10 protein-coding genes and 1 riboswitch are annotated in these 11,292 nt (G+C 62.4%); of the genes, 3 read left to right on the top strand and 7 right to left on the bottom strand.

Annotated elements, in window-relative coordinates:
* Positions 1-100: IS3 family transposase (locus tag KGA83_RS22240; RefSeq protein ID WP_151214274.1), on the top strand; the 100-nt coding region annotated here is incomplete at its 5' end.
* Between the two features lie 62 nt (positions 101-162).
* Here KGA83_RS22240 and atzF read toward each other — a convergent pair.
* The 7 genes from atzF to KGA83_RS22205 all read right to left on the bottom strand — a co-directional run bounded on the left by atzF (position 163) and on the right by KGA83_RS22205 (position 9,980).
* Entirely contained in the window at positions 163-1,941 is a 1,779-nt protein-coding gene (atzF, locus tag KGA83_RS22235) for an allophanate hydrolase (RefSeq protein ID WP_223530938.1), read from the bottom strand.
* A gap of 25 nt (positions 1,942-1,966) precedes the next feature.
* Positions 1,967-5,614, bottom strand: coding sequence for an urea carboxylase (gene uca / locus KGA83_RS22230; protein ID WP_223530936.1), 3,648 nt, complete (start codon positions 5,612-5,614; stop codon positions 1,967-1,969).
* A 290-nt stretch (positions 5,615-5,904) separates the two neighbouring features.
* The gene (locus tag KGA83_RS22225) at positions 5,905-6,546 is read right to left on the bottom strand and encodes an urea amidolyase associated protein UAAP2 (protein WP_223530934.1); all 642 of its coding nucleotides are present in this window, start codon (positions 6,544-6,546) and stop codon (positions 5,905-5,907) included.
* 11 nt (positions 6,547-6,557) lie between these two features.
* Entirely contained in the window at positions 6,558-7,283 is a 726-nt protein-coding gene (locus tag KGA83_RS22220) for an urea amidolyase associated protein UAAP1 (RefSeq protein WP_108216809.1), read from the bottom strand.
* 13 nt (positions 7,284-7,296) lie between these two features.
* Positions 7,297-8,085 carry an ABC transporter ATP-binding protein gene (locus tag KGA83_RS22215; protein WP_223530932.1) on the bottom strand — a complete coding sequence of 263 codons (789 nt, stop codon included), beginning with the start codon at positions 8,083-8,085 and terminating at the stop codon, positions 7,297-7,299.
* Positions 8,082-8,897 (bottom strand): ABC transporter permease, encoded by an 816-nt coding sequence (locus KGA83_RS22210; protein ID WP_223530930.1) that lies wholly within the window; start codon positions 8,895-8,897, stop codon positions 8,082-8,084. The genes KGA83_RS22215 and KGA83_RS22210 overlap by 4 nt, the downstream gene beginning before the upstream one ends.
* A 15-nt stretch (positions 8,898-8,912) precedes the next feature.
* Positions 8,913-9,980 carry a putative urea ABC transporter substrate-binding protein gene (locus KGA83_RS22205; RefSeq protein ID WP_108216812.1) on the bottom strand — a complete coding sequence of 356 codons (1,068 nt, stop codon included), beginning with the start codon at positions 9,978-9,980 and terminating at the stop codon, positions 8,913-8,915.
* Between the two features lie 60 nt (positions 9,981-10,040).
* A riboswitch (guanidine-I (ykkC/yxkD leader) is annotated at positions 10,041-10,141 on the bottom strand.
* A 295-nt stretch (positions 10,142-10,436) separates the two neighbouring features.
* Here KGA83_RS22205 and KGA83_RS22200 point away from each other — a divergent pair.
* Together KGA83_RS22200 and KGA83_RS22195 are read left to right on the top strand one after the other, a co-directional pair.
* Positions 10,437-10,682, top strand: a complete 246-nt coding sequence (locus KGA83_RS22200) for a hypothetical protein (RefSeq protein WP_115948418.1) — start codon at positions 10,437-10,439, stop codon at positions 10,680-10,682.
* Positions 10,683-10,849: 167 nt separating this feature from the next.
* Positions 10,850-11,281 carry a hypothetical protein gene (locus tag KGA83_RS22195; RefSeq protein ID WP_115948417.1) on the top strand — a complete coding sequence of 144 codons (432 nt, stop codon included), beginning with the start codon at positions 10,850-10,852 and terminating at the stop codon, positions 11,279-11,281.
* Positions 11,282-11,292: the final 11 nt, after the last annotated feature.

Here is an 11,292-nt window from a genome sequence, read left to right as displayed (position 1 = left end):
CGAGTACATCAGTTACTACAATCATGACCGGATCAAATCAAAGCTCGGTGGACTGAGCCCTGTGGAGTACAGGACTCAATCCGTGGGCATGTGGCAGTAGACCGTCCAACATTTTGGGGGCAGTCCACCCTGTAGGAGCTGGCTTGCCAGCGAATCGAAAGATCACAGCAGTGTTTTCAGGTACATCCGCCAGCCGCCAAAGTGGCTGATATTCACCGCGCCCTCCAGTCCATAGGCCTCACAGATAAACCCGCTCTCCCAGCGACCATCCGCCAGTTGTACCTTGCCCAATCCCAGCGGCGCCGCAATCCCGGTCAGGAACGAACCCAGCTCGCTGCTTGGCAACTCCCAGACTTCCACCGCAATCGCCACGCCGCCATCCTTCACGCGGACCATGCCCGGACGAAACGGCGGGCCGCTGGCAAGGGCATAGAATTGGTAGTCCGGCGAGCTGAAAGTCGTTTCCACCAGGCGGGCGCCGCGCTGCTTGAGCTGCCAGTTCAGCGCCAGCCCGTCCAGGTGCGCGCCGCAGACCACCAGCCGCGCCCGATCATGGCGTGCAACCGGCGCCGGGGCAGGTGCGGCCAGGCCTTGCTGACGCTGTAAGGCGTCCGCCACGCTCAGCAGATACTGATCGGTGAAGGCCCGCCCGAACAGCGTCACGCCCCAAGGCATGCCGTTGTCCATGAAGGCGCTGGGCACGGCGACAGCGGCGTAGTCGAGCAGGTTCATGAAGTTGGTGTAGTAACCCAGTTCCGAATTGCGCAGCACCGGTTCGGCCTCGAGTTCAGCCAGCGTCACCGGGCGGCCGATGGTCGGCGTGACGACACAGTCGAGGCCTTCCAGCGCGTTGTCGCACAGGGTTTTGAGCGCTTGCAGTCGGTATTGGGCGCGGAAGGTTTGCACGCCGTCGACGGCGGGTGCCTTGGCCAATACAGCGCGAATCACGGGCAACACCGCCTCGGGGTTTTGCGCCATCAACTCACCGGCCACGCTGTAGCGCTCGGTTACCCACGGGCCTTCATAGAGCAAGCGGGCGGCCTCCAGAAACGGCGACAGATCCAGTTCCACCGCTTCGCCGCCCAAGGCCTTGAGGCGGTCGATGGCATCACCGAACAATAGCGGGCCTTCAGGGCAACCGAAAAATTGCAGGTCCTGCGCGCGCGGCACGCCGAAACGGAACGGCCGCGGTGTGCCGAACGCCGAGCCGTCGTTCCACAGCGGGTTGCTGCGGCTGTATTCGTCCCGTGGATCGAGGCGCGCAGTGAGCGCCAGCAACTGACTGGCCTCCCGCGCGGTGGTGGTGAACGTGGTGACGCAATCCAGTGTACGACAGGCCGGTACCACGCCAGCCGTCGAGATCAGGCCCTTGGTGGCTTTCAGGCCGACCAGATTGTTCAACGCCGCCGGCACGCGTCCGGAGCCGGCGGTGTCGGTGCCAAGGGAAAAACTCGCAACCCCGAGCGCCACCGCCAGCGACGAACCGGCACTGGATCCGCCCGACGGGTACTCCGGCAACACGCTGTTGGGGCATGCGCCGTACGGTGAGCGGCTGCCGTTGAGCCCCGTGGCGAATTGGTCGAGATTGGTCTTGCCCAGCGGGATCGCACCGAGGGCCAGCAGTTGCTCGACGATGGTCGCCGAACGCTGCGGCACATAGGCAAATGCCGGGCACGCCGCCGTGGTCGGAATGCCCGCCAGGTCGATGTTGTCCTTGATCGCGAACGGCACGCCATACAGCGGCAGGCTGTCGGGAGCGCGACCGTCGAGGGCGGCGAGGTAAGGTTCCAGCTCCTCGGCGCTGAGCAAGTGGATGAACAGGTGATAGTCCGGGTTCAGTGCTGCGGCTTTTTCCCGCAGGCTCGGCAACAGTTGCCGAGGGGTGAGGCTGCCGTCGCGGTAGGCGCTGCGCAGGGCGTCGAGTTGCAGATTGATGTTCATGGCATGAGTCCTTGGCAAAATGGGTTCAGTCGAGTTCCAGCACCACGACGCGCTGTCCGGCGCGCACCGCCGAACCCGGTTGCACGCGAATCTCGCGCACCACGCCGGCCATCGGTGCGAGCAGGGGGATTTCCATCTTCATCGACTCCAGGATCACCAGCACGTCACCGGCCTCGACACGGCTGCCGGCCTCGACCTGAACCTGCCAGAGGTTGCCGGCGATGTGGCTGTCGACGCTCTGTTGGCCGCTGGCCAGCGGCGCCTCTTCGGTCGTCTCCGGGGCCGGTTCTTCGCTGTCGAAATGGGCCTGGCCGCTGGCGATCCAGCGTTCGCGCTCGGCATTGAATGCGCCTTTTTGCTGATCGCGGAACGCGTCGATGGTCTCGGCTTCCCGGGCCAGGAAGGCCTGGTAATCCGCCAGGTTCAATTGATTGTGCTCGATGTTCAGGTCGAAGCGCCCGAGGGGGAAATCCCGGCGGATGCGCAGCAGTTCGTCGGCGTTGACCGGGTAGAAACGGATCTGGTCGAAAAACCGCAGCAACCACGGTTTGCCATCGAAGGCTGCGACTTCGCGGTAGCGGTTCCACATCTGCAGCGTGCGCCCGACAAACTGATAGCCGCCGGGGCCTTCCATGCCGTAGACGCACATGTAGGCGCCACCGATGCCCACCGAGTTTTCCGCGGTCCAGGTGCGCGCCGGGTTGTACTTGGTGGTGACCAGGCGATGACGCGGGTCGAGCGGGGTGGCGACCGGTGCGCCGAGGTAGACGTCACCAAGCCCCATCACCAGGTAGCTGGCGTCGAACACCGTGCTTTGCACGTCATCGAGGTTCGGCAGGTCGTTGATGCGGCGGATGAACTCCAGGTTGCTCGGGCACCATGGCGCGTCCTTGCGCACGGTGGTCATGTATTTCTCGATGGCCAACTGGCACGCCGGGTCATCCCAGGACAGCGGCAGATGAACGATGCGCGACGGTACTTGCAGGTCTTTGGCGGCGCACACGGCGTCCCATTCGCCGGCGACGATGCCTAGCAGGTCGGACAGCGGCAGTTGTTCGGGTTGGTAATGGACCTGCAGCGAACGGATGCCTGGCGTCAGGTCGATCACGCCGTGCAGGTGTTTGCTTTCCAGCGCCTGCATGAGGGCGTGGGCGCGGAAGCGCAGAACCAGGTCCAGTTCCGGGGCGCCGATTTCCAGTAGCAGGTGGGTGTCGCCCGAGAGCCTCGCCACCAGCCGCGTGTCATCCTGCCCCAAATCCAATACCACAGGCGACACAATTCCCTGTAGGAGTGAGCCTGCTAGCGATTGCGGTGTTTCAGTCACAGAGATGTCGGATGTGATGCCGTCATCGCGAGCAGGCTCACTCCTACAGGAGGGAGTCCATTTCAAGGCCAGGGTGCGGGCGGTCATGAGGTCGACAGGGGAGAACTGCACCTTGTCCCCCGCCTTGAGCTGCCCCAGTTGCCAAAGATCCGCCTCGATCACCGTCACCGGGCACACGAACCCGCCGAGGCTCGGGCCATCCGGGCCGAGGATCACCGGCATGTCACCGGTAAAATCCACCGCACCGATCGCGTACGGATTGTCGTGGATGTTCGACGGATGCAAACCGGCCTCACCACCGTCGGCGCGCACCCATTCCGGCTTTGGCCCGATCAGGCGCACGCCCGTACGGCTGGAGTTGAAATGCACTTCCCACTGCGTGGCGAAGAAGGTGCCGATGTAGTTTTCGGTGAAATATTCCGGGGCGCCGTGGGGGCCGTAGATCACTCGAATTCGCCGAACCGCAGGCAGTTCGGTGAGCTGATCTTCAGCCAGTTGCTGACCGGCGCTGTGGTCATTCAGGGCTGGCAGGTGCAATACATCACCGGCTCGTAATGCGCGGCCACCGTGGCCACCAAACTGGCCGAGGGTGAAGGTGCTTTTGCTGCCCAGGTAATCCGGCACTTGCAGGCCGCCATGCAGGCACAGATAGCTGCGGGCACCGGCTCCGGCAATGGTGCCGAGGCTCAGGGTGGCGCCTGCCGGAACCATCAACGCAGTGTTCATCGGTACGCTTTCGCCGTTGAGCAGCAATGGAATCGCCGCGCCGGTCACGGCTACTACCGCCTCGCAATTGAAGCGCAGCAACGGCCCGCTCATGGTGATTTCCAGCGCCGCGGCGCCTTCTTCGTTGCCCAGCAAACGGTTGCCCAAACGCAGCGCGCGACTGTCCATCGGACCCGACGGCGGTACACCCACCGCCCAGTAACCGAGGCGACCGGGATAGTCCTGCACGCTGGTCTGGGTGCCAGCGCTGAGCACCTCGAACGTGCTGGCCTGATACACCAGGTTTTCCAGGCAACGGGTCCATGGCTGGCCGCTGGCGAAAGGCGCATCGAGCAGAATCTGCCGCAGGTAGTCGCGGTTGGTTTCCACGCCGTAGAGCAGGCTGGCACCCAGCGCCTGATGCAGGTCTGCAGTGGCTTCTTCGCGAGTCGGCGCCCAACTGATGACCTTGGCGATCATCGGGTCGAAGTAGGGCGGGATCTCGCAGCCAGCCTCGACCCAGGTGTCGATGCGCAACTGTTTGCCATCGGTGGCGGGGAAATTCACCGCGGTGAGCAAACCGGGGCTCGGTTGAAAATCCCGACCCGGATCCTCCGCGTATAACCGCGCCTGAATCGCATGACCCTGCGGTTTCAAACCTTGTACCAGATCGCTCAGCGGCGGCAGGTCACCGGCCGCCAGTTGCACCATCCAGCGCACCAGATCGACGCCCCACACCTGTTCGGTGACACCGTGTTCCACCTGCAAACGGGTGTTCACTTCCAGGAAGTAGAAGCGTTGGGCCTCGCTGTCGAACACAAACTCCACAGTGCCGGCGCTGCGGTAATTCACTGCCTTGGCCAATTTGATCGCGGCGGCGCACAGCCCCTCGGCCATGCCGTCGGGCAGGTTCGGCGCCGGGGTTTCCTCGAGGACTTTCTGGTTGCGGCGCTGCACCGAGCAATCACGCACGCCGAGGGCGATCACCTCGCCGCGACCGTCGCCGAACACCTGTACTTCCAGATGACGGGCACGCTGGATGTACTTCTCGATGAACACCCCGGCGTCGCTGAAATTGTTCTGACCCAGGCGTTTGACCGCTTCGAAGGACTCGTTCAACTCGGTCGCGCTGCGGCACACGCGCATGCCGATGCCGCCACCGCCGGCGGTGCTTTTGAGCATCAGCGGGTAGCCGACCTGTTCGCCGGCGATCAATGCGGCGTCGAGGCTGTCGAGCAGTTCGGTGCCTTCGAGCATGGGCACGCCGTGTTGTTTGGCCACGGCGCGGGCGGTGTGCTTGAGGCCGAACACCCGCAGTTGTTCGGGCGTCGGGCCGATGAAGGCGATGTTGGCGGCCTCGCAGGCTTCGGCGAACGCGGCGTTTTCCGAGAGAAAGCCGTAGCCGGGATGGATCGCGGTGGCGCCGGTGGACTTGGCGATGGCGAGGATCTTATCGACAGCCAGGTAAGTTCCAGCCGCTGCACCCTCACCGAGGCTATGGGCCTCATCGGCTTGCAGGATGTGCAGGCTGGCGGCATCCGCTTCGGAGTACACGGCAACGCCCTGCACTTGTAGTTCACGCAGGGTCCGCAGGATGCGGCAGGCAATGGCGCCACGGTTGGCAATCAGGACTTTTTCGAACATGGCATAACCCCTGATGGGGATGCGGGCCGTCCCGCAGTTTTTTGAAAGGCATCGGGGTCGTCCCCGGTGGAATAATCAATTCGTTCCAAAACACCATTGGCCTCTTGTAGGAGCGAGCTTGCTCGCGATGGTCGTGAACGATTACGCGTAAAACCAGATACCTAGTGGTGCTCTTGGGTTTTTCGCGAGCAAGCTCGCTCCTACAGGGGGTGGTGGTTTTTACTTTTTCAGGCACTGCCCTGATCGGGCCTGGCACAAGGCAAACAACCAGCGGCGCAGTCTCGTGAACTTCAGTTCCATACCAGAAGCTCCGCAGGCGTAGGGTTGTAGGCATTGCACGGGTTGTTCAGTTGCGGGCAATTGGAGATCAGCACGATCACGTCCATTTCGGCCCGCAGGTCGACGTACTTGCCCGGTGCCGAGATGCCGTCTTCGAAGGTCAGCCCGCCATCAGCGGTGACCGGCACGTTCATGAAAAAGTTGATGTTTGGCCCGATGTCGCCCTTGCCCAACCGGCCATCGTGAGCACAGGCGCGCAGGTAGTTGTCGCGGCAGCTGTGCATGTAGCGTTTTTCCAGGGCGTAGCGCACGGTGTTGCTCTCTTGCGCGCAGGCACCGCCGAGGGTGTCGTGACGCCCGCAGGTGTCGGCGACGATGGTCAGCATCGGCTTGCCGAGGTTGGAATACAGCACGCTGCCGGTGCTCAGGTACACGCTGTTCTGCCGGCGCAGGGTGCGCTGCACGTCGTAGCGTTCCTTCGGGTTGGCAACGCTGTAGAACAGGGTGTCGACAGCCTGGTTACCCTCCAGGTCAAGGATGCGCAAAGTCTGACCGGCCTTGACCTCCATCAGCCAGGGCTCGCCGGCGGGGATGGTGGCGCGGTAGACGGCCGCTTCAGGCGACTGTGGAGCGGTGGCGATTGCGAGTGACATGGCAGCGATCCTCAGGCGAACAAACGGTCAGTGTTGATGAAGCCACGCTCGTTTTCCGGGCGCGAGGTGCGGCAGTGTTCGGCGACGCTGGCATCGGCGTTCATCCAGCTGAGCTTGAGTGGTTGCGGCGCGTATTGCGGCGACGGGTCCATGGGATGTTGCAGGGCGGTGAGCACCACCAACGTGTCCATCGGCGCGTACAACTCGATGTAGTCGCCGGGCTTGGAGTTGCCTTCGACAAAGTGGAAACGCCCGCCGTCATCGACGTTCACGCGGCTGAACAGGTTGAGGGTCATCAGCAGGTCGGACAGGCCCAGCCCCCACTTGCCCAGTTCCACCAACAGGTTGTCGGTGCCGTTGCGCAAGAAGCCGTTGCGCAATTCCTGATAGCGGCCGGCGCCGTATTTTTCTGCCACTTCTTCAGCGCAGAGCACGCCGCCGAGGCTGTCGCTCCAGCCGCAGGTGTCGGCGGTGATGGCAGCCAGCACGCGGCCCATGTCCGAGTACAGGCAATGGCCGGCGGTGAGCTTGGCGGTGTGTTGGCATTTGAGGCTGTCGGGCAGGTTCAGGCGCTCGGTTTTTTCATTGGCGTTGAGCATTGTCAGGCTGACGTTGGCGCCGCCGCGCAGGTCGGTCAGGCGCAGCAGTTGTCCGCGTTTCAAGACGAAGGAACGATGGCCGCCGCCGGGGAGCATTTCTTCGGCGAAGGGCGGGAACAGTTGGGTCGAATCAGTCATTTGCAAAATTCCTCTAAGCGATACGAAGCGTGCCTGCCAAAGGAGCCGGCAAGGCGTCGACGGCGGCACGATGGGCGCGCCGGTCGCTGTTCAAAGGGATGTCGTAGGTGATGCGTGCGCCATAGCGGCCAGGTGCATGCGGGTCGAGACGGACCTTGTCGAACACCAGCAGGCGTGTGCCGAGGCTGAAGCCTTCGGACAGGTCATGGGTGACCATGAACACCGTCAGTCGGGTCTCGCGCCACAGCTCCAGGAGCAAGGCGTGCATGTCTTTGCGGATGCCCGGGTCGAGGGCGCCGAACGGTTCGTCGAGCAGCAACACCCGAGGCTTCATGATCAGCGCCTGGGCAATGGCCAGCCGCTGTTGCATACCGCCGGAGAGCTGCGCCGGGTACTTGTCCAGCGAGTGGCCGAGGCCGACTTTGTGCAGCAACACCGACGCCTGTTCGCGGGCCGCTTTTTTCGCGCTGCCGAACAGGCGTCCGAGTAGCGGCGAGCGGGGCAGTTCAAGGCCAAGGGCGACGTTGTCCAGCACGCTCAAGTGCGGGAACACCGAGTAGCGCTGGAACACCACGCCACGGCTGGCATCCGGCTCAATGGCCAAGGGCTGGCCGTCGAGCAGGATCTGGCCGCGACTGGCGCGTTCCTGGCCCAGCAGTAGCCGAAGGAAAGTCGATTTACCGCAACCTGAGGCACCGACGAGTGTGCAGAACTCGCCCTCGTTGACGTTCAAGTTCAGACCTTCGAGCACTACTTGATCGGCGTATTGCTGCCAGACGTTTTTCACCGTGATGAAACTCATTTGGCAGCCCCTTCATACCAGGGAAAGGCGCGGCGAGTGAGGTGCTTGAGCCCCCAATCCATCAGCCAGGCGAGCAGGGTAATCCACACGACATACGGCAGGATCACGTCCATCGCCAGGTAGCGGCGCACCAGGAAAATCCGATAGCCGAGACCATCGGTGGAGGCGATGGCTTCGGCAGCGATCAGGAACAACCACGCCGAACCCAGCATCAGTCGCAGCGATATCAACAGGCGCGGCAACAATTGCGGCAGCACCACGCGCAGCATCAAGGTCCAGGTCGAAGCGCCAAGCGTCTGCGCCTTGATCAGTAACTCGACGGGAATTTCCCGGGCGCGCTGTTCCAGATCCCGGGCCAGGGCCGGGGTGATGCCGATGACGATCAGCATCACTTTCGACAATTCCCCCAGGCCGAAGACGATGAACAGGATCGGCAGAATCGCCAGCGGTGGCACCATCGACAGCACCGTCAGCAAGGGTGACAACGGCGCACCGAACAGCGGCAGGGTACCGGCGGCGATGCCCAGGCATAGCCCGGCCAGGGCGCTGATGCCCAGGCCGATGGCCAGACGCCGCAGGCTGGACACTGTGTCCTGCCAGAGCAGGAATTCGCCGGTGCGGCTGTCGGCCACGAACGCCAGGCGTTTCACCGCGTCGGTCATCTGCACGGCACTGGGCAGCAGCTTGTCGTTGGAGTTGTCCGCCAGTCGCTCGGCCGAGCCCATGAAGTAGGCGAACAGCACCAGGGCGAACGGCAGGATCACCAGCAACAGGCGACTCGGACGGTCCGGGTGACGGTTGATCAGGCGCATGGACAGTTCTCCTGATTACAGCTTGGCGTCGGCGGCCATCTGCACGTAACTCGGGTCGAAGCGCAGCTTGAGGTTGCCTTTGTCGCCGCTGGTCACACCGTTGGCGAAGGCCATGCCGACTGCGCTGGTGTCCTTGGCGCCTTCACCCAGCAGGCCGTGCTGGAAGGAGAACTCGGCGACCTTGCGCATGGTTTCCGGCAATTGCTTGCTGGTACTGAACGCCAGGGCTTCTTTCGGGGTGGCGAACAATTTGGTGGTGTCCAGTTGCGCCTGGAAACCCGCCAGGTCAGTGCCGGAGGCCTTGGCCATGTGCTCCAGGGCGGCTTTACTGGCGGCGTTTTTCGCGCTCATCAACTCGACCACTTCGAACCAGGCGCCAGTCAGCGCTTTGCCGAGGGCCGGGTTGTCTTTGAGGGTGGCGCTGTTGACCACCATCATGTCCATGATTTCGCCGGGGATCTGGCTGGAGTTGAACACTTCAGTCACCGCAGGCTTGGCCTTGATGTCCGACAGCATCGGGTTCCAGGTGGTAACGGCGTTGACCTGATCGGTGTTGAAGGCGGCCGAGATATCGGCGTCGGAAGTGTTGACCACTTTCAGTTCTTTCTCGGTGAGGTCCACCGAATCCAGAGCCCGGGCCAGCAGGTAATGGGACACCGACAGCTCCACCAGGTTGACGTCCATGCCCTTGAGGTCGGCGACTTTTTTGCCTTCGCCCTTGAGCACGATGCCGTCGTTGCCATTGGAGAAATCGCTGACGATCAGCGCAGTGCTGTCGACGCCGCCGGCGGCCGGGATGGTCAGCGCGTCCATGTTGGTCATGGTGCAGCCGTCGAACTGGCCGGCGGTGTATTGGTTGATGGATTCGACGTAGTCGTTGAGCTGCACCACATCAATCTTGATGCCGTACTTTTTCGCCCATTTGTCGACGATGCCCTGGCTGCCGGCGTATTCCCACGGCATCCAGCCGGCGTAGATCGTCCAGCACACGCTGAAGTGGTCTTTCTGGGCAGCCTGGGACGAGAAGCTCACGAGGGCTGCGAACGCAGCGGCGAGCAGGGCGGGTAAACGAAGCTGGGACATGGTGGTTCTCCAGTTGATCAAGGACGGACAGGACGGCAGCGGCACCGCTGACGGTGGCTTGTCTCCCGGGCTTTTATCCCGCCGTGTAACCTCAACTGGAGGTCGCCAACTCTCGGACCAGTCACTCGCGATTGCGAGCCGGAACCCTAGTCAGCCATTTGCAAATTGTGGTGCCGCGAACCTGTGATGACGCCTGCACTTTTTTTGGAACAAGTGCGCTAAAGCGAGAGACGTGCCAAGTCGGGCCGAGCGCTCTAGCGTGGGGGGCAGGGTGATCGGCGGGTTTGATCGGGAGGGCGGACTGCCTTGTGATGGTGCGCAAGTGCACCGCATTGGAACGTATCCGCCGCTGATCAGAAGGTACTCGCGGCGTTGCACTTGGCAGAGTTTTGCCAGTCAAAACAGATGTCAGCCGGTGTGTGCCGACTGCTGTCACAGGTCTTTACGGAGGCCGTCATGTTGCGTCGATTGTTGTTTGGTGCAGTGCTCGGTTTTGGATTGTCTGGCTGCTACTACTACGACGGTCCTGCCGATGTTTACGCGGCACCTTATTACTATCCCGGTTACTACTCGCCTTATTACCACGGCGGCTATTACGGCCCACGTTATTACGGTGGTTATCGCTCCTATTACTACGGTGGGCATGGTTATTACCGTGGCCACGGCTATCACGGCGGTGGATATCGCGGTGGCCACCATTAACCAGGGCGTGAAGGGATGAAAAACCTTTCATCGGCCAGATGTTTCCACTTGTTTCAGGCACGCACCAGATTCCGAATTCGATGTCTGATATTTCGACAGTCATCGAACATTTGATTGTCGCCTGCCAGCGTCGCTGGTGTGGCTTACCCGCGGTCCAGGAGGCCGCCATGCTCTGTCGAATACTTCTGCTAGCTATGTTGGGATTATCCCTTGGTGGGTGCGCGCCTTACTACGACGAAGGAGGCAGTTACTACAGTTCCGAGGTCTATACCTCGCCTGCGCCAACCTATTACACCGGGGGGCGTTCTTACTATTCCAATGGTTATTACACACCGCCACCCCGGTATTACGTGCCGCCAGCGCGGTATTACCAGCCGACACCGCGCTATTACTCGCAGCCGCGGATCTATCAACCGTCGCGCCATTACCAGTCGGCCCCTCGTTACTATCAGCCGTCGCGGGGCGACTACCGCATGCATCAGAACCATGGCTGGGACGGCCGTAGCGGCGGGAACTGGAACAACGACTATCGCAGTCACGACGGGCGCGGCTATCGCAGCGGGCGTGGCGATCACAGCGGCCGGGGTAATCACCGCTAATCATTAAACTG

It is taken from the genome of Pseudomonas sp. GL-R-19 (assembly GCF_019956375.1).
Lineage (GTDB): Bacteria > Pseudomonadota > Gammaproteobacteria > Pseudomonadales > Pseudomonadaceae > Aquipseudomonas.
Note: the sequence above shows the minus strand (reverse complement) of the source record. Positions and strands in the feature narration are given on the sequence as shown.

What these genes read in the sequence shown, in the direction of transcription:
- atzF (WP_223530938.1), bottom strand. Translation starts at nt 1,941, where the DNA reads ATGAACATCAATCTGCAACTCGACGCCCTGCGCAGCGCCTACCGCGAC.
- uca (WP_223530936.1), bottom strand. Translation starts at nt 5,614, where the DNA reads ATGTTCGAAAAAGTCCTGATTGCCAACCGTGGCGCCATTGCCTGCCGC.
- KGA83_RS22225 (WP_223530934.1), bottom strand. Translation starts at nt 6,546, where the DNA reads ATGTCACTCGCAATCGCCACCGCTCCACAGTCGCCTGAAGCGGCCGTC.
- KGA83_RS22220 (WP_108216809.1), bottom strand. Translation starts at nt 7,283, where the DNA reads ATGACTGATTCGACCCAACTGTTCCCGCCCTTCGCCGAAGAAATGCTC.
- KGA83_RS22215 (WP_223530932.1), bottom strand. Translation starts at nt 8,085, where the DNA reads ATGAGTTTCATCACGGTGAAAAACGTCTGGCAGCAATACGCCGATCAA.
- KGA83_RS22210 (WP_223530930.1), bottom strand. Translation starts at nt 8,897, where the DNA reads ATGCGCCTGATCAACCGTCACCCGGACCGTCCGAGTCGCCTGTTGCTG.
- KGA83_RS22205 (WP_108216812.1), bottom strand. Translation starts at nt 9,980, where the DNA reads ATGTCCCAGCTTCGTTTACCCGCCCTGCTCGCCGCTGCGTTCGCAGCC.
- KGA83_RS22200 (WP_115948418.1), top strand. Translation starts at nt 10,437, where the DNA reads ATGTTGCGTCGATTGTTGTTTGGTGCAGTGCTCGGTTTTGGATTGTCT.
- KGA83_RS22195 (WP_115948417.1), top strand. Translation starts at nt 10,850, where the DNA reads ATGCTCTGTCGAATACTTCTGCTAGCTATGTTGGGATTATCCCTTGGT.